Genomic DNA, 18,233 nt, shown 5'->3' with positions numbered 1-18,233 from the left:
GGTTGGGTTGGGTTGGGTTGGGTTGGGTTGGGTTGGGTTGGGTTGGGTTGGGTTGGGTTGGGACGCTTCTCCTGTATAACAAAAAAACGCACATCCAATCGGATTCATGCGTTCTCCAGTTTATCAATTCTGTTTGTTGGATTCGTCAATCTTATTAAAACTCTAGATTCTGTCAGCTTGCGCCTATTGCTTATTGAATCAAGACCAATCAAACGATTTAGCGTGCAACCTGAGCCTGATCATCCTCTGATAAAACAGTTATGCCTGATCCGGCGGCGATCATACCGGCTTTCTGACCTTTTTCATACGGGTGCTGACGAGTGCTTCCTCTGTAATCACAATTTTCTGCGGAATTTTGTATGCAGGCAGTTTGTCTTGGCAATAAGCCCATATAGCCCTGCGAAGCTCTTTCAGTGAACTAGGGCCCGCGAGTCGCACTGTCGCTTTCACCTGCTGGCCTGTTATCCCGCTCACTTCTCCCGTAACTACCGCCGCTTCAATGCCATCCATCTCTTCAAGCACACTCTCCACTTCAGCAGGGTACACTTTCCAGCCACCTACGTTAATAATCTCGGAACGACGACCCAGTATACGGATATATCCTCCCTCCGCCACTGCCTCATCTCCCGTTCGCAACCAACCGTCTTCTGTAAAAGGAGACGGAGCATTCAGGTAACCCATCATCGCCGTTGCGGTATGAATCTGCAACTCCCCATCTACAACGCGACACTTCACCTCGTCATCCTGAATGGAAAATAACAGCGAACCCGGTTCTTTGGAGCGTGTTGGTAAAATCCCCAATTCGGACATGCCGTAAGCTTGAATCGTCCTGATCCTCGGAAAGCGCAGGGTCCAGGCATTCAGAACCGACTCAGGCATTACTTCCGAGCCATAAGAGACCACTTCCAGGCTAGAAAGGTCGTAATGCTCGTCTTGTTTTCCCAGAAGCAGCAGGTTCATAAAAGTCGGGGATACAGGTAGCGCCTGTACACGATGTTTCTGAATGGTATGGCACACTTCCTCCGGAGTACGGTTCATCAAAATACACAGGCACCCGCCGCTGGATAGCGATTGTAGCATGGTGTTCACCCCGCCGATGTGATCAAACATCATGAAGGGGATAGTACGCAGCGGACGCACCTGCCGTCGAAAGGCCTGTAACAACCGGTCTGCCCGGTGAACCGTCGCCTTACTCACTCCCGTAGATCCTGAGGAGAACAGAACCAATCCGCCAATCTGCTCCAGTCGCAATTCAGTCAAAATGGACGGCATTGCTTCTTCTTCATGAGTCTTGCGCATCTGCCTCACCAAAAGCTTGCCTGCTTCTATACCCAAGCGTACAGCTACATGTGCAAGCTTTATGTACTCGTCCCGTTTCGCTTCGACCAAATTACGGTCGATCGGAAGCACAATGCACCCTGCTCCAAGCAATGCCAGCATTGCTGATGCTGCATAGGGAGAATAGTCCTCTTCCAATGTGACAACTTGCCCCGATATCCCCTCTTTTGCGATCCATTCTCCCATGAGAAAAATCTGACGAACCAGCCAGTCGTAACTGTACTCTTGATCCTCCCAAATAAACGCCGGGTGCTGCCCGTGAGCCGCAAATCGCTCTAGCAAAAAATCAATCACCTCACACCCTCCCCATCACTACTCAAGGTCTGCTGCTGTGCAAGATAATTCACCAGCGAGCCTACCGTCTGATAAGGGCTTTCCGGCAAGGAAGCAGCAGCAATCTCGGCGAGAGCGTTCCCCAGGCCTTTTCCCCAATGCTCTTCAATGCCCTGCTCTACCACAGCCAGTAAAGACACCAGTTCCAGTGAATTCAGTCGTCCATCCCGACCATATAGTGGTGCATTACCGCCCTCATCCAAGGCAATCAATGTGTTATGATACGCATTCAGCTCCCGGCAGCTATCCAGTACAATGCGCAGCAGAGCTGCCTTGTGTTCGTTTGCGTTGTCTATATCTGTTTGGGATTGCCGCGGATATGTGGAAGCTTGAGGCAGTGCTTTTCTTAACGACGAATACCAGTTGTACTCATCTACGGCTAGCTCTTGCACTACACCTGACAACTGAGCTTGCCACCCTTCACGCTGCTTCATCCTTGCCACCTGAAGCAAGCTATTGGCCTTTTCCCATCGGAGAATGATGTTCTCATATTCCTTGGCGTATCGGTCAAGCGGCGCACCCAGCCACTCAGCAGACTCCTTAAGCACATCCCGGAAATAATATCGACTCCATCGCATATCAAAAAGCAGACCCGATATTCGCGTTTCGCCCTCTGCATTCCCTCCTGCATTTCCTTCCAGTGCATCGATTAGACTGGTAGAGACAGCATGTCCAAAATAAAAACGCCGTGCTCCCTCCATGACCGTTCTACCTGTCAAAAATTCATGTACCTGAGTAGTCAGTGCTTGGGCCAGCATCTCCCGGTACCCCTGCGAATCCAGCAGGACTTTGGCCTGAATATCCGTTGTTCCGTAAGTTCGCAGCGTCTCCTTCCGTTTAACCTCCGCAAGTTCAGGGATCGTCTGATGCCCTCTCCAAAAATCTTGAAAAGCTGCATGTTCCACTTTGCCTTTAAACTTGTAAAACACAGGGTCGTAGACATACATATGGTCTTCATCCATGCCATACACGGCAAGCCAATGATCCATCAGGTAGTGTCGTGAGCCTTGTTTTACATGTTTGTTAATATACTCAGGGTTGTGATAATCGTCGCAATACGGCAGATGATAGCTGGTGCCCGTCGCCAAAAAAAGTCTGCCCGTTTCAAGGTGCCGCCGGATCTGCACTTTTCCTTCCTCAAAGCTGCCCAGCTCCCGCTGGTCATTGATCTTCCAGATTGGTTCCTCATAATCCAGCTTGTGAAAATAAGTCTTCACCAAGCCATTATCTTCGCATGATGGCAGCGTATATAATCGGCTGGCTGCCAGCATGGCAAGACTTGAAACGGAACCCTGCCGCTCAAGCACTTCATGAATCAAGGGGAAATTGCATGGATAATAGTAAGGGATGTCCAGTGTTGGAGCGAAGGATTGGATTATCATTTGAGGAAGCCTCCTATTTCTACTTTGGCAGATGCACTGCCCCAAGCCTGAATATGATAGTGGAGAGACATGTCTTCGGTTGCACGAAATACGCGATTGGCAGTGGGATTGCCTTCCTGATCCGTCTCGAATTGCCGGAAACCACGGGTAAAACGGAAAGAGAAGCCACTGTCTCGCGGAAGATGATAACAGCCTTCATAGTGACCATCCCCTGCATGCATAAGCTTCATGCCCATCCCGCCGTAGATGAATTCTTCCCATGGCTCCGAAGACCTGAAAGTTGGTGTAAGCTTTGCCTGCATACAGACCTCTACAACGGGGGTTAGTTCAGATATAACTCTATAATCTCGTGTAGCCGTTAAATCACCCGATTCCAGCGTAATCGTAGCACTTCCTATGGCCTGAGGAATCAGCGTACCGTCTGCAAGAACCTGAAGAACTTCAGGATGACTTGAAACATACTCTCCGCTTAGCAAGGTCTGACTCAAACCGTTCTCACACTGGAACCGCGCCTGAACCCTTACCTGCATTCCACCTTCTAGTCCGATGACATCTCTGCCATACAGCTCTAATGAAGTCGGTTGCCCTTCTTGGCCGAACATGTACAACAGGGGGAATTGCACTCGCGCTCCCCAATCCGCTTCCTGATGGCAAGCGTCTGCCTGTTCGAAGTAAGCCAGCTTTTTTGCATCCGCTCCCCGATCCAGCATCTTCTGTACAGCCCTTCTTACCTGTTCAGGCAAGAACAGTCCTTCGGTGTCTCCAATATCCACCCACATGTCCACATCCGGAATGGTATCCGGCAGTCGGTACATGTTTTTCTCCCGCAGTCCATTCTCAGCTTGTTCATCCAATTGTGCATCCACAAAGTACGGAGACATCATGATCAGCTTGCCAAACACATCTGGATGACGCATCCCGATATGCAAGGTGCATAATGCAGCCGCCGAGGAACCGAGTAATCCCGTATTATCTCTATCTCTCTTTGTCCGGTATCGCTGATCAATCATCGGCTTAAGCTCATCAATAATAAATTGCTCGTATTCAATTCCGGAGCCTCCTATGCCGATTGCTTCCTGCTCAGCATCAACGTAGTGATAGAACTCGTTGCGGGTAACCGGACGAACGTGGGCAATGGCAACAATAATGATGGGTTCAATCCGGCCAGCAGAGATGAGTTCATCTGCTGCCAGGTCAAGTTGCCACGTTTCGTTTCCCGGACTGGATGTCCCAAAAGCCCGCTGTCCTGCATGAACGTACAACACCGGGTAATGCCGTTCAATCTGCTCCTCGTAACCTGAAGGAAGATATACGTAAATGTTTCTCTTATTGCCGAGCTGCGATGCCTGAATGTTTTTCAGACACGCTATAACCGATCCTGTGCTCACTGCCATCAACCGCCTCTCTCTTCCTTTTCCCTCAGGACAAACTAACTAAGCAAACCTCCCCCGGATTCTGCTGTGAATCCTAGGTGACAACAAACAACCCCGCCTCAGGAGAGACGGGGTTGTCCCGGATAAGTCAGCTGAATTACAAGCTGATCCGGAAAGCATAGCCCTTAATTTGATTGAATCTGCGAATAGTTTAAATCGAGTGGGATACTTTTGTAAATATAAAAATAGAAAAAAAATACTCAGAAAAAAGTTATTGACATAAAAACCAAATTTTCTTAAGATAGCGTTGTGATCATAACTCGAGGGCTATGCTTTTAAACCCCAGTGGTTTAGGACAACCCCGGTAACTCCCCATGGAGATACCGGGGTTGTCTGCGTTTGCGCCTGGAAGGAGGAATCCAAACATCTCAGTGAATCAACCTGTACTATTGTAAGCGCTACAATCCAAAGTCCGTTGGTTGTTTATCAAAAACTACTACATTCACGAAGGGTGGATTACCATGTTTCAAATGGCCAAACGCGCATTCCTCAGCACCACACTGACCCTCGGCTTGCTTGCCGGCAGCGCCCTGCCGTTCTTGCCAGCTTCCGCTGTCTACGCCGATCCGGACACCGCTGTGACCAACAAACAGAGCTTCAGTACAGATGTGATCTACCAAGTATTTACGGATCGCTTTTTGGACGGCAATCCCTCCAACAATGCTACGGGAGCCGCTTATGATGCCACATGCAGCAATTTGAAGCTGTACTGCGGCGGAGACTGGCAAGGGTTAATCAACAAAATCAACGATAACTATTTCAGTGATCTGGGTGTCACAGCGTTGTGGATCTCCCAGCCTGTCGAAAATATTTTTGCAACGATCAACTACAGCGGTGTAACCAACACAGCCTACCACGGCTACTGGGCTCGGGACTTCAAAAAGACCAATCCATACTTTGGCACGATGGCGGATTTTCAGAACCTGGTTACGACGGCTCATGCCAAAGGAATCAAGATTGTCATTGACTTTGCACCGAACCACACCTCTCCAGCGATGGAAACCGACACCTCTTTTGCCGAAAATGGCAGACTGTACGATAACGGTACACTGGTAGGCGGTTACACGAATGATACCAACGGATATTTCCATCACAATGGCGGCTCCGACTTCTCTTCCCTGGAGAACGGCATCTACAAAAACTTATATGACCTGGCCGACTTCAACCACAATAATGCGACCATCGACAAATACTTCAAAGATGCCATCAAACTGTGGCTTGATATGGGCGTTGACGGCATTCGGGTGGACGCGGTGAAACATATGCCTCTCGGCTGGCAAAAGAGCTGGATGTCCTCCATCTACGCACACAAACCCGTGTTCACTTTTGGAGAATGGTTCCTGGGATCGGCCGCATCCGATGCAGATAACACGGACTTTGCTAACAAGTCTGGTATGAGCCTGCTCGACTTCCGCTTCAACTCTGCTGTGCGTAATGTGTTCCGTGATAACACGTCCAACATGTACGCTCTGGATTCCATGATTAACAGTACAGCTACGGACTACAACCAAGTGAACGATCAGGTGACGTTTATCGACAACCATGATATGGATCGTTTCAAAACAAGTGCGGTCAACAATCGCCGCCTGGAACAGGCTTTGGCCTTCACATTGACTTCACGTGGTGTACCTGCCATCTACTATGGTACTGAACAGTATCTAACGGGGAATGGCGATCCGGATAACCGGGCCAAAATGCCTTCGTTCTCCAAATCCACTACAGCTTTTAACGTCATCAGCAAACTCGCACCTCTGCGCAAATCCAATCCGGCCATTGCCTACGGTTCCACGCAACAGCGCTGGATTAACAATGATGTATATGTTTATGAGCGCAAATTCGGCAAGAGTGTAGCCGTTGTCGCGGTAAACCGCAACCTTTCCACATCGGCAAGCATTGCAGGATTGAGTACTTCCCTACCTACAGGCTCATACACGGATGTACTTGGCGGGGTGCTGAACGGAAATAACATCACATCCACGAACGGCAGTATTAACAACTTCACCCTTGCTGCGGGCGCAACGGCAGTATGGCAATACACAACAGCCGAAACGACACCAACTATCGGTCATGTCGGTCCGGTTATGGGGAAACCCGGTAATGTGGTGACAATCGATGGCCGTGGATTCGGCTCGACGAAAGGCACGGTCTACTTCGGCACCACAGCGGTTACCGGGGCAGCGATTACGTCCTGGGAAGATACACAGATTAAAGTAACCATCCCTTCCGTAGCCGCTGGAAACTATGCAGTCAAGGTTGCGGCAAGCGGGGTAAACAGCAATGCTTATAACAACTTCACCATCCTGACTGGCGATCAGGTCACGGTTCGCTTCGTCGTAAACAATGCGTCCACAACGATTGGACAGAACCTCTATTTGACAGGCAATGTGGCTGAACTGGGTAATTGGAGCACCGTTTCGACTGCCATTGGGCCAGCATTCAATCAGGTCATTCATCAATACCCAACCTGGTACTATGATGTCAGCGTACCGGCAGGCAAACAGCTGGAGTTCAAATTTTTCAAGAAAAACGGTTCAACGATTACATGGGAAAACGGTTCTAACCACACATTCACTACACCGGCGAGCGGAACAGCCACCGTTACGGTGAACTGGCAGTAAGAACTTCATATCATTGAAAACACAAGCTAACCCGGAATACGCAAATGTAGCGTATATTCCGGGTTTTTGCTATGCGATCGGATCAGTGACAGGGATGTTTCGTTAAGATCTTGTTGAAAGAACCGCCTGTCTTCATTTGTATGATTGTCTAAGTATAGGTTCGAATGGACTTCAAGGTTGTGATGGCAACGATTCCTGTTGCAAGCAACATCATACCTACGCCTTCCAATACGGCGGCGGCACCCCAGTGATCCGCGAAGATCGAGACTACCGTCAGGCCCAGAATCGGCGCTGTACTCGTAATGGTGCCGACGACACCATAAACGCTACCCTGCATCTCATCTGGCACGGCGGTGCGAAGCATAATTTGGGTGAGCATCGTGCAACAGGCAAACATGGCTCCTCCACCTATGATAAGCGGCAAGGCCACGAGAGGCGAGGATACATTCGCCAGAAGCATATAAACAGGTCCCAACACAAGTAAGCCGATAAAGACCCAGCGTCCGCGATGTTTCAATCTTTTTCCCGAAGCAATCAATACCCCTGATCCAATCATATACCCCAGAGGAATGCAGGTCTCAATCAAACCAAATTGAACTGGATTCGCCTTCCATACGTTAACAGCCATCACCTGAATGAGCATCATGGCTGACATAAAAAAGAGAAGTAGCAGCGGATTGAGTAAAACAATAGAACGAATGAGTCGACTCCGATAGATGTAAGCAAACGAACTGCGCCACGCTTGTGCAAAAGATTTCGGGTCACCACTGGCACGCACCACCTGTGGAAAACGCCCTGCCAGCAGGACACAGATTGCAGACAATAGGAAAGTTGCCCCCGTAATCAGGATGGCGACAAAACCGCCGAACGCAGCTACAGCGACCCCGGCTGCCGCCAAACCACTGATACGAGCCAGATTGTCCACCAGATGAATGGTACCCGTTGCCTGCTGGATGTGTTCTTTACCCACGATGCTGGCAGCGGAAGCATGAAATGCTGGGGCCTGAAACAGACTGGAAAACATCGATAATGAGAGCAACAACAGCAATACAGGAAAAGGTACTTGCCAGCTGAACAGGCTAACTGCAACCAGCAAAGCGATCACACCGCGAAACACGTCTGAAGCCAGCATCAGCTTTCTTCGATCCAGCCGATCGGCCACCGTACCCGCTACTGATCCAAATAGAAAACTGACCACCATATTGCAGATCTGCACAGCAGCCATGCTCTTAGCACTGCCCGTTGTCTGAAGTACCCACAGACTGATGGCAATACTATTAAAACAGTCCCCAAAAACAGATATGCCATACCCGTACAGGATTCTGCGGAACGTCCTGTTACGCCATAGGGTGCGCGGAGCTTCACTGCTCTGCAGAATAGCTTGTCCCCCTGGATAGGCTGTAGCTGCAGCCTCAGGCTCACTGGAAGGGTTCATGCTCATACATCACGTTCCTCCTTTTCGAATCAGAAAGCCTGAATTCAATTCTCCGTACCCCTAAGCACAAGCAGACACTTCCGAAGCGTGGCCAGTCGACGAAGACATGACGTTGCGGAAGTGCCTGGTCGAATTGTCGCAAGTGCGGCTCATCTTGCCATTACTGAGGCCGTAGAGAGATGTTAACCTTTGGATGCCCCTGTTGTCAGACCCTGAACGAGGAAACGCTGCAGGAATACAAACAGCAGGGTAATTGGAATAGCAATCAGTACGGCTCCTGCAGCAAACATCGTAAAGTTACTGTCCTGATACCGGTTTACGAGATCCCACATGCCCACGGCCAGAGTCCAGTTTTCCTTGGTACGCAGCACGAGCCGGGCAAAAATAAAATCCATCCATGCCCCCGTAAAGCTGGTTAAAGCAACGTATGTTAGCATCGGCTTGGATAATGGCAGAATGATGCTCGTGAACACACGCAGATGGCTTGCGCCATCGATACGAGCTGCTTCATCCAGACTGCGCGGGATGGTGTCAAAGAAACCTTTGACGATGAATCCGCCCAGCACCGCGCCTGAGGAATAAACCAGAATAAGCGCAACATGCGTGTCGAGCAGTTTGATTTGCAACAAAATAATATAGATGGCAATCATGCTCATGAAGCTTGGAAACATGCCCAGAATGAGCATGGTGGACAGAATCGTTTTACGCCCCCGAAAACGGAACCGGGATAACGCGTACATGCCCAGCGTCACCATTAATGTAGAGAAAATCATCGTGAAGAAGGCGATTTTCAGCGTATTCATATACCATCTGCCGTACATAAAGGACGGATTGTTAAACAGCTCTCCATAGTGAGAAAGAGTGAAACTTTCCGGCCATAAGCGTTCACTGAACAATGCGGCGCCGGGACGCAGGGACGACAGAAAAATCCACAGCACAGGATAAACGGATACGACGGCAATGATCAGCAAAAGCACGTAACTGAGCGTCAGACGAATCGGATTGTTGCGTTTCTTCATTGGATCATGTCCTCCTCCTTGAATGATTTGGAGCGGCGGAAATTCCAGATGGAGAAGGTAGCGATAATCAGGAAGATGATGATGCCTACCGCAGAAGCCATGTTGAATTTATTATTGTCGAGCGTGAGTTTGTAGAGCCAGGTCACCAGCAAATCCGTTGCCCCAGCATACTGATAGTCTCCGCGAAGCGGGTTACCGTTCGTTAACAGGAAAATGACGTTGAAGTTGTTGAAGTTCCCGGCAAACTGCATAATCAGCACCGGTGTCGTGGCAAATAAAATGAACGGCATCGTAATAATTTTGAACTTCTGGAACGCGGAAGCGCCGTCCACTTCGGCTGCCTCATACAGATCACGCGGAATAGCGGTAAGCACACCCAAAATGAGCACCATGCTGACCGGAATACCGATCCACATGTTGACGACAATGACAGTAACTTTGGCCCAGAACGGGTCCGTCAGCCAAGGCAAGCCTTCCAGTCCGAACGCTCGCATATACGTATTGATCGGTCCAAACTGACCGTTGAACAGATTGCGCATCAATAGTAGCGAGATAATCTGTGGAATGGCATAAGGCAAAATAAAAATGGTACGCCACAACTTTTTGAAGCGAATGCCTTTCTGTTCAATTAACAAAGCTACAAGCACGCCGCCGAAGTACGTCGTTACTGTCGCCAAGACTGCCCAGATGACTGTCCAGGTGAGCACCCCGTAGAACGTCTGGCTCCAGGATTTGAGCTGGATCAGATCCGTAAATGTTTTGAACCCTACCCAGTCCACCAGCTTGGCTGGTGGAATATGATCCGGTGCGGCATAGTTCGTAAACGCAATCGTAACGGTGAACAGAATCGGCATGATTGTAAAAAACAGAATACCGAGTGCCGGGATGGACAGGAACAGATACGGAAAATTTTTGTCCATCACATTACGCATCGTTGCCGCGGCTCCCAGCGTAGGTTTCCCCTGCTCTCTTGCAAGTCCGGTCATATACGCATCCCGGATGTTCAGAATGTAAACAAGCACAAACACAAAAAAGACCAAGAGCACAATAATCCCGTCAAGCAACAAAAAGATGGAATGGTCGCCCTTTTGAAGCACCGTTGAACCATTTACTTTCACAAAACGCTGTGTGTTCTCCCCCAATGTCCATATCCCCCATACCGCTTGGGACAGCCGAGGAAGCAGGTATGCAAGCCCTGCTCCCTCCAGTAGCAATAGAACAATGCCTTTAATCCACTGCCGATTGTATAACTGTCCGAGACCTTGCAGTATGATGGAGCATATGGCTGCCGTCATCCGGTGCTGCTTTTCCCTATTGGGCTGGGCTGACACCGGGACATGCGGTTGTCGCATATGCTCCCTCCTCTCCGTTTGGTATCATTCATCGTTCATCGTGTCATGGCTGTTTTGTCATTATTGCGTGGTTGCCAGGCTCTCCTTAATCTGTTTCACAGCATTGTCGAGTGAAGCTTTCACATCCTTGCCGCTGTCCCAAATATCTGTAATGGCTGACGAAATCGGTCCCCATACACTGTCCATGGCTGGAAGGGAAGGCATCGGTGTCGAGTTGTTGAATTGTTCAAGGAAGGCTTTGTTGATCGGATCTTCCTGTACTTTGGCGTCTGCCGCCACATTTTTGTTCGCTGGAAGCGTACCGTTCATGTCAAAGTTCTCCATCTGGGCTTCTTCGTTCGAGAGGAATGCAGCGAGCAACTTGGAAGCATTAGGATACTGGGTAAACGCATTGACGTAATAGGCTTTCACACCCGAGAAGGAGGTCATCGGCTTGCCGTCAATAGCAGGAAGGGGAGCGACCCCAAAATCGACTCCGGCGTTGCGATAGTCGGCAATGGTCCAAGGTCCGTTAATATCCATGGCCAGCTTGCCGCTGGAGAACAGTCCTTTTTTGATATCGTAGTTCACATCGCCCATCTTGAGCGGCAGCACTTCAGCCTTCAGCTTTTGGAGGAATTCTCCCCCTTTCTGCGCTCCTTCGTTGTTCAAACCGAGGTCACTGCTATCCATCCCGTTGTCCCCAAAGATATATCCACCCTGAGATGCCAGGAAGGCGTAGTTATAATAGAATTGTTGTAATTCCCACATCAGCGCATACTGATTGGATTTGGCATTGTTAAACGTTTTGGCAAAATCGATAATTTCGTCAAAGTTTTTCGGTGCTTCGGGGTACAAGGCTTTGTTGTAAAAGAGGGCATACGTTTCGACGCTGTACGGATATCCGTATAAAATGTCTTTGAACGTCACCGCTTTCAGCGCATTCTCGCTGGTATTGGCTGTGGTTTCAGCTTCGAAGATATCATTAGGCAGAATAAGTCCTGCTTCCGAGGCGCTACCAATCTTGTCATGCGGGAACACAACGACATCCGCGGCAAGCCCGGCAGGGCCGTCCGTCGTTAACTTGGTTACTTGATCTGTTGGCGGCAGTTCCTCCATTTTGACCGTGACACCATATTTTTCTTCGAATTTTTTGACTCGTTGCTCAATAAAGCTACTCTGGTTTTTATCCTCCCAGATGACCAGTGTTGCACCCTCCTCTGGCTGGAGATTCTCTGCAGTCAGTTGCACCGTATCCTCTGGATTATCACTTGGCGCTGCCGGAGTAGAACTTCCTCCTCCTCCGGTTGAACATGCGGCTAGTGTAAAAGCCATTCCGATGGATAGAACTGTGCCTTGCCATTTTCTCATGTGAAATGTCCCCTTTCCCTCTGTGTAGTTCAAGAAAATTTTGCGCTTTTCACCCTTTAAACGCCGTATCTAGTCAGGATTTGTGTTCCATGTGAATCGTTGTACAAACGTTTGCTCAAAACGGAACACAAGGTCACTGAAACATTCGATATGTAGGGGTAAACAAGTTAAAAGCATGTAAATCCAATGATGTAAGCGCTATAATATATACCACATCATACAATATCAAACTTTATTTGCACAAACGTTTGCACAAGCTGTATTCCTTTAAATTTAACCATATCCTGAATTTTGTTCACAGTAATTTCCTATTTCCTCGATCTAACTCTTTCTTCCTTTATTTTGCTCTACTTACATTCCGGGTTAACGAGTTAACAATTGATTTCTGGTACCCTTTGCATTACCATAGGAGAATGTTGAAATGATTGAATCAGAAGGGGTTTTTTACATGATTACGATCAAGGATATTGCCAAATTGGCGGGTGTTTCCCCTTCTACAGTGTCACGGGTGATTTCAGGCCATCCCAGAATCAGTACGGAAACATCTCTTAAAGTTAAACAAATTATGAAAGAACTTAATTATCATCCCAATATGATGGCTAAGAGCCTTGTATCCAAAACAACGCAGACGCTTGGAATTATGCTCCCCCGTCCTGCGGAGGAACTTTTTCAAAATTATTTCTTTGGAGAGTTGTTGCGCGGCATTATTACCCACGCGACTCGTAACAACTATGAGTTACTGCTGTCCACCGAGACGTCCTCCGATGATGAATTACAGGCCATTTCCCGTCTCGTGCATGGGCGCAGGGTCGACGGTATTCTGTTGCTCGGTTCCAAACGGGACGATCCCATCATCTCTTTTCTCGAAGAGGAAAAATTCCCGTTTGTGCTCATTGGCCGAAGTGAGACACATCCGAATGCACCTATGGTCGACAACGATAATGTGCAGACCGCGTATGATGCAACGCAACATCTTATTGCACAGGGACACACACGCATCGGCTTTGTGAGCGGTCCGCCGGATATTACGTTATCGCATGATCGCATGCGTGGATATCGGAAGGCTCTTGAAGAATCCGGGTTAATGCCAACGAACGACTGGATCGTGGAGGGTGAATTCCTGCAGGAAAGCGGCTTCCGGGCAATGTCCCTTTTTATGTCGCTGCCTGACAGGCCTACCGCCATTGTGGTTATCGATGATAATGTCGCTTTTGGTGTGTTAAGAGCACTCGCGGAGCTGGGATATCGAGTGCCCGAGGATATCAGTGTGGTCAGTTTTAACAATATCGCGTTGTCCGAACTTGCTTCACCTCCGCTCAGTTCCATTGATATTGGCACATACCAGCTCGGGTATACCGCAGTTCAGGTTTTACTCAAGATTCTTGGCAACGAGCCTCTCGCTCAGAATCCGGTTATTATCCCGCACCGCCTGATTGTACGTGAGTCCTCCCTATTATTGAAGGCAAAGCCCTTCCTGAGTTAAGCGCTCTACCTTATTTTTTTTGCAAAGTGCAAACGTTTGTCCTTATTAAAAACTCAGGCATGATATGTGATGAGCACAGATGCCAAATAAGCCGCATTTCTGCGGCTTTTCCTTTGCTTTCAATGACTAATTTTTTTGCTATATTTTTTCCACTCTATTTTCTTCACTTTATTTCCCTGTGCTTGTTAAGCGGCAGAACTATCCTGTACTCCAAGGCACGATCTGCCAACAAATTAATACGAACTCCAGCCTGCATCAGCCGTAATGACAGTACCATTTACAAAACTGGACTCGTCTGATCCAAGGAACAGAGCCACTTTGGCAATCTCCTCACTCGTTCCTACCCGTGGATTGATGGCCATTCCCTGCTGCTGCCGTCCCGCACCGAAAGGGTTAATGTCCGTCATGGTTGTCCCGATGTTGGTCGCAACGGCTCCTGGTGCAATCGCATTACAACGAATACCTTGCTCGGCATACATGTATCCTGTATTTTTGGTAAAGCCCACCACAGCATGTTTGGAAGCCGTATATGCGGCTCCTGCCCGTCCACCGTGCAAGCCCCCTGCTGAAGCAATATTGACGATAACTCCCTGCTTCTTCTCCAGGAAAATCGGCAGTACTTTGCGTGTAGTGCGCATCACACTTGTTGTATTCACAGCAAATACTTTTTCCCACCGCTCATCCGTAATATCCGCAGCTGGCTCCATCCCATCCATGATCCCCGCATTGTTGATCAGAATGTCTACTGTACCGTATTGGCTCACCGTTTGATCAATCAGTTGCTGGACATCTTCCTCCTTCGCTACATTAGCCAGAAGAACATAGGCTTCTCCACCGTTTGCCTGAATCTCTTGAACGACAGCCTGAGCTGCTTCCTCGTTGATATCGGAAACAACGACCTTGGCTCCTTCTTGCGCATACAATGTGGCAATGGCTTTGCCCATTCCCGATCCTGCACCTGTGACAATGGCCACTTTATTTTCAAGTTTCATTTGTTTATGCCTCCTACGATGTATTCGCTTACATAAAGATAACCAACAAATGTTCATTATCTCTTATCTTTAGTATAATAAGTCATAGCTTTTCGATACAATCAGTAAAAAACGTTCCAAATGTACGTTAAACAACACGCTCTCACCTGTTTGTATATTATCTTTTAATAAATATCACCCGGGAGGAATTCCAATGCCTGAAACATCAGACGCGATGGATCGACGAATCCGCAAATCCAAAGCCGCCCTGAAGGAGGCACTGCTTCATTTGATGCAGAAGCAAAATTTCAAGGAAATCTCTATTTCGGATATTGTGCAACAAGCTGATCTGAATCGGGGAACCTTTTACAGACATTATCAATACAAGGAAGATCTGTTCAACGAAATCCTGCATGATGTGACTCACGATCTGGTGACCTCTTTCCGCAAGCCTTACGAGGGGATGGAGGATTTTCAAGTGGGACAAATGCCCTCTTCCGCCATTGCCATCTTCGAACATGTGCATCAGCACGCCCAATTTTACACTCTCGTTGTGCAATCGGAAGCTTCATCCAGCTTTCAGCGTATGATCTGTGATGTGCTGCGGGATCTGTCTTTGCAGGATCTGACTCATACTTTCCCGCCCCATATTAACCCGGAACTGCTCGCAAGTTATCAGTCTCATGCCATATTCGGCATGATCATGGAGTGGATCAGACAGGATTTCAAACACAGTCCCACCTACATGGCGGAAGAGTTGTTTAAAATTATTCATTTTACGCCCGCACAACGATTAAAAAAATGAATATTTTCTCAAAATATGGGTATAATATTATAGTTATATTCAATTATTTACACATTGTCTAGTGAATTCAAATTTGAAGCAGGAGGAATGATGATGAAATCTTTCAAGTATCGTCTTGAGCAAAAAGAACCCCGTACCGGTCCCGGCGGCATTACTCGCGGAGCCTCGGTTCATGACTTCCCCGCATCTATCGGTATTGCGGGAGTATCCATGCGCCTGGAACCAGGCGGCATGCGTGAACTGCACTGGCATGCCAATGCGGCCGAGTGGGCATATGTGATCAGCGGTTCCTGTCGTACCACCGTTATCCATCCGGACGGACACGCGTATACCGATACCTTTGAACCCGGAGATGTATGGTACTTCCCACGCGGATACGGTCATTCCATCCAGGGACTCGGGCCGGACGAATGCCACTTCATTTTGATTTTCGACAATGGGGATTTTTCGGAGGATCATACGTTCAGCATTACCGACTTTCTGACTCAGACACCGGATCATATCGTGGCACAGAACCTTGGTATCTCCCTCGAACAAGCTGCCAAACTGAATCAGGGCGAAGCCTATTTTGCCAAAGGTCCGGTACCGGATGACAGTTCCTCCTCTGCGACTTATCGCCGTAACTCGGAACTGACCACTCCTCATCGTTATCCCTTGCATGCCAAACAGCCACGTCGCGCCCCAGGCGGTGGTACGCAGCGTACGGTAACCGTCGAAGACTTTCCGATCTCCACCACGATGGCGGGTTCTCTGATCGAGCTTCAACCGGGCGCCCTGCGGGAATTGCACTGGCACCCCAATGCGGATGAGTGGCAGTACTATATCAGCGGCACTGCCGAAATGACCGTGTTTCTCGCTGAAGGACAAGCCGTCACTGAACAGTTCGAAGCTGGGGATGTCGGTTACGCTCCGATGGGTGCGGGGCATTACATCAAAAATACGGGTGATGACGTCTGCCGTGTACTCATTGGATTCAACAGTGGACACTATGAAGCCATCGATCTCAGTGAGTGGATCTCAGGCAATCCGGTAGATGTACTCTCCACCAATCTGGGCATGTCCCGTGAGGAGGCAGAACAGCTTCCTGACGATACCCTGTTTATTGCACCGGATCAGAACAAGGGGAAATAACGAAGAAGGCTATACGTGAGTTTTGCAAGGTTCATTCCCGGAGATTAGCTCAGTTAAGGGAATGATAACGTAAACTTAAGCGAGAATAAGCGAACCTGATGTTTACCTGAAACTGGAGGACAGATGCCTATGCATTCCGTACATGACTCGTCTTCCCCGAACGTTAACAACGAGAGTATCGGACACACGGTAGAACGTTTAGAGCCGGGATTTTCCCGGCTTTTGTTATCGTCCGTTCTTGTACTGCTTGCCGGTTTCATCGATTCCATTGGATATTTGGGGCTGGGTAAAGTGTATTTATCCTTCATGAGCGGCAACAGCACCAAGCTGGGCATCGCTCTATTTGAAGCAGATTATGCGCTATGGGCAATGACAGGGACTGTCGTTCTTTTATTTATTGCAGGAGCATTTGTGGGCACTTTCATTACAGAGTCATGGGGAAAATGGCATCTGACCCTTATTTTGGGCGTGGAGTGTGTATTGTTTCTCTTCGCAATCCTGTTGTCGCTCCTGTTCCACACGCATTATATTATATTCCCGCTCACCATGGCGATGGGCATGCAAAATACGATGCATCAGATGGTTGCACATGCAGATGTAGGCAAAGGCTTTGTTTCCGGTACGCTTTTTGGGATCGGTCAGGCTCTGGCCAAAGCTGTACGTGGCAAAGCTCCCGCGTCCGAGTGGGCTGTGCTGGCACTATCTTGGTTTATTTTTGTCATAGGCGCGGCACTGGGCGCCTGGATGCTCGTTAATAACGGTCTGCTCCTATCCCTCACTGTAGCTCTGTTGTTTCTTGTCCTGGTTATCCCCTATGTTGTTTATATGCAACGTCTGAAAAACGGTTGACCCGGATTTGCGGGCCAACCGTTTTTCACCTTTAGTTCTAGGAAATCCCACTCGGCTTCATGTATACTATAGAGGAGTGCAGAAATAGGATACAAGGAGGTGACATTTCACATGAAAAGATCAAGTATTATCTCATTAATGGCCAGTTTCATTTTGCTTGGCGGGGTGCTTCTCTTTCCTGCTCCTCAAGCCAATGCTGCCACAGGTGAATTCTCTACATATTGGGATCAGGACGAGTTTGCGGACGAGTATCAGTTTGAGGAAGATTTAATAGACGATACAGAAGAGCCTGAGGCAGAAGATGAGTTTATTCAGGAAAAAGCGGAATTAAAACAATATCTGGATCAGATTTTTGCTATCGAGTCCTATGAATCTAAAGCCATTGATTCCTTGAGTAGTGTTGGTAACACCGTATCTTCAGCGAATCGAAAATCGATGTTTCTCAAGCTGACGAATACGGTAATTCCGAATTACACCAAATTCGTCTCTAAAGCAAAACTGATCCAATCCAACAACCCAGAAATCAAAAAAATTCATACCTCCTTCATCAAAGGAACTTATATGCAGCTTGAAGGTTATATCCTCTACAAACAAGCCGTTTCCAAAAACAAAGTGAACTACACGATCCTTCAACAAGGTAATGCTAAAGTTAAAGCTGCCGATGTTATTCTAGACCAAGTTACTGACTCATTGTTGGCGTATGCTGACAAAATTGGGTACGAGTAATCCCTGCA

The 18,233-nt window shown here is 48.4% G+C and carries 14 protein-coding genes; 6 read left to right on the top strand and 8 right to left on the bottom strand.

Annotated features, from left to right (window positions below):
- Positions 1-279: 279 nt before the first annotated feature.
- From Q9R46_RS25835 to Q9R46_RS25825, 3 genes are read right to left on the bottom strand one after another with little or no spacing between them, the layout of a single operon-like run.
- A complete protein-coding gene (locus Q9R46_RS25835; protein ID WP_311282296.1) occupies positions 280-1,632 on the bottom strand; it encodes a class I adenylate-forming enzyme family protein in 1,353 nt (450 codons plus the stop codon).
- On the bottom strand, positions 1,629-3,053 hold the full coding sequence (locus tag Q9R46_RS25830; RefSeq protein ID WP_311282295.1) for a cysteine peptidase family C39 domain-containing protein: 1,425 nt from the start codon (positions 3,051-3,053) through the stop codon (positions 1,629-1,631). The genes Q9R46_RS25835 and Q9R46_RS25830 overlap by 4 nt, the downstream gene beginning before the upstream one ends.
- Entirely contained in the window at positions 3,050-4,447 is a 1,398-nt protein-coding gene (locus Q9R46_RS25825; protein WP_311282294.1) for an alpha/beta hydrolase, read from the bottom strand. The genes Q9R46_RS25830 and Q9R46_RS25825 overlap by 4 nt, the downstream gene beginning before the upstream one ends.
- A gap of 500 nt (positions 4,448-4,947) precedes the next feature.
- On the opposite strand from Q9R46_RS25825, the gene Q9R46_RS25820 reads away from it, so the two are divergent.
- Entirely contained in the window at positions 4,948-7,104 is a 2,157-nt protein-coding gene (locus Q9R46_RS25820) for an alpha-amylase family glycosyl hydrolase (protein ID WP_311282293.1), read from the top strand.
- Between the two features lie 148 nt (positions 7,105-7,252).
- Here Q9R46_RS25820 and Q9R46_RS25815 read toward each other — a convergent pair whose 3' ends face one another.
- From Q9R46_RS25815 to Q9R46_RS25800, 4 genes are all read right to left on the bottom strand, one after another.
- Complete coding sequence (locus tag Q9R46_RS25815) at positions 7,253-8,545, bottom strand: MFS transporter (protein WP_311282292.1); 1,293 nt, start codon at positions 8,543-8,545, stop codon at positions 7,253-7,255.
- 176 nt (positions 8,546-8,721) lie between these two features.
- Positions 8,722-9,558 (bottom strand): sugar ABC transporter permease, encoded by an 837-nt coding sequence (locus Q9R46_RS25810; RefSeq protein ID WP_251507617.1) that lies wholly within the window; start codon positions 9,556-9,558, stop codon positions 8,722-8,724.
- Positions 9,555-10,910 carry a carbohydrate ABC transporter permease gene (locus Q9R46_RS25805; RefSeq protein ID WP_145415057.1) on the bottom strand — a complete coding sequence of 452 codons (1,356 nt, stop codon included), beginning with the start codon at positions 10,908-10,910 and terminating at the stop codon, positions 9,555-9,557. The genes Q9R46_RS25810 and Q9R46_RS25805 overlap by 4 nt, the downstream gene beginning before the upstream one ends.
- Before the next feature lie 60 nt (positions 10,911-10,970).
- Positions 10,971-12,260 carry a sugar ABC transporter substrate-binding protein gene (locus Q9R46_RS25800; RefSeq protein ID WP_251507615.1) on the bottom strand — a complete coding sequence of 430 codons (1,290 nt, stop codon included), beginning with the start codon at positions 12,258-12,260 and terminating at the stop codon, positions 10,971-10,973.
- Positions 12,261-12,708: 448 nt separating this feature from the next.
- Between Q9R46_RS25800 and Q9R46_RS25795 the strand changes: the two genes are divergently transcribed.
- Positions 12,709-13,743 (top strand): LacI family DNA-binding transcriptional regulator, encoded by a 1,035-nt coding sequence (locus Q9R46_RS25795; protein WP_311282301.1) that lies wholly within the window; start codon positions 12,709-12,711, stop codon positions 13,741-13,743.
- A gap of 233 nt (positions 13,744-13,976) precedes the next feature.
- Here the strand turns inward: Q9R46_RS25795 and Q9R46_RS25790 are convergent, their stop codons facing one another.
- Positions 13,977-14,735 (bottom strand): SDR family oxidoreductase, encoded by a 759-nt coding sequence (locus tag Q9R46_RS25790; protein WP_311282291.1) that lies wholly within the window; start codon positions 14,733-14,735, stop codon positions 13,977-13,979.
- 193 nt (positions 14,736-14,928) lie between these two features.
- Between Q9R46_RS25790 and Q9R46_RS25785 the strand changes: the two genes are divergently transcribed.
- The 4 genes from Q9R46_RS25785 to Q9R46_RS25770 all read left to right on the top strand — a co-directional run bounded on the left by Q9R46_RS25785 (position 14,929) and on the right by Q9R46_RS25770 (position 18,225).
- Positions 14,929-15,519, top strand: coding sequence for a TetR/AcrR family transcriptional regulator (locus tag Q9R46_RS25785; RefSeq protein WP_311282290.1), 591 nt, complete (start codon positions 14,929-14,931; stop codon positions 15,517-15,519).
- A 93-nt stretch (positions 15,520-15,612) separates the two neighbouring features.
- Entirely contained in the window at positions 15,613-16,650 is a 1,038-nt protein-coding gene (locus tag Q9R46_RS25780) for a cupin domain-containing protein (RefSeq protein ID WP_311282289.1), read from the top strand.
- A gap of 129 nt (positions 16,651-16,779) precedes the next feature.
- Positions 16,780-17,499, top strand: coding sequence for a YoaK family protein (locus Q9R46_RS25775; protein WP_311282288.1), 720 nt, complete (start codon positions 16,780-16,782; stop codon positions 17,497-17,499).
- 111 nt (positions 17,500-17,610) lie between these two features.
- Positions 17,611-18,225 (top strand): hypothetical protein, encoded by a 615-nt coding sequence (locus tag Q9R46_RS25770; protein ID WP_311282287.1) that lies wholly within the window; start codon positions 17,611-17,613, stop codon positions 18,223-18,225.
- The last annotated feature ends 8 nt before the right edge of the window (positions 18,226-18,233 follow it).

Source organism: Paenibacillus sp. RRE4, from assembly GCF_031844205.1.
Lineage (GTDB): Bacteria > Bacillota > Bacilli > Paenibacillales > Paenibacillaceae > Paenibacillus > Paenibacillus xylanexedens_B.
This window is presented reverse-complemented; position numbering and strand designations above follow the sequence as displayed.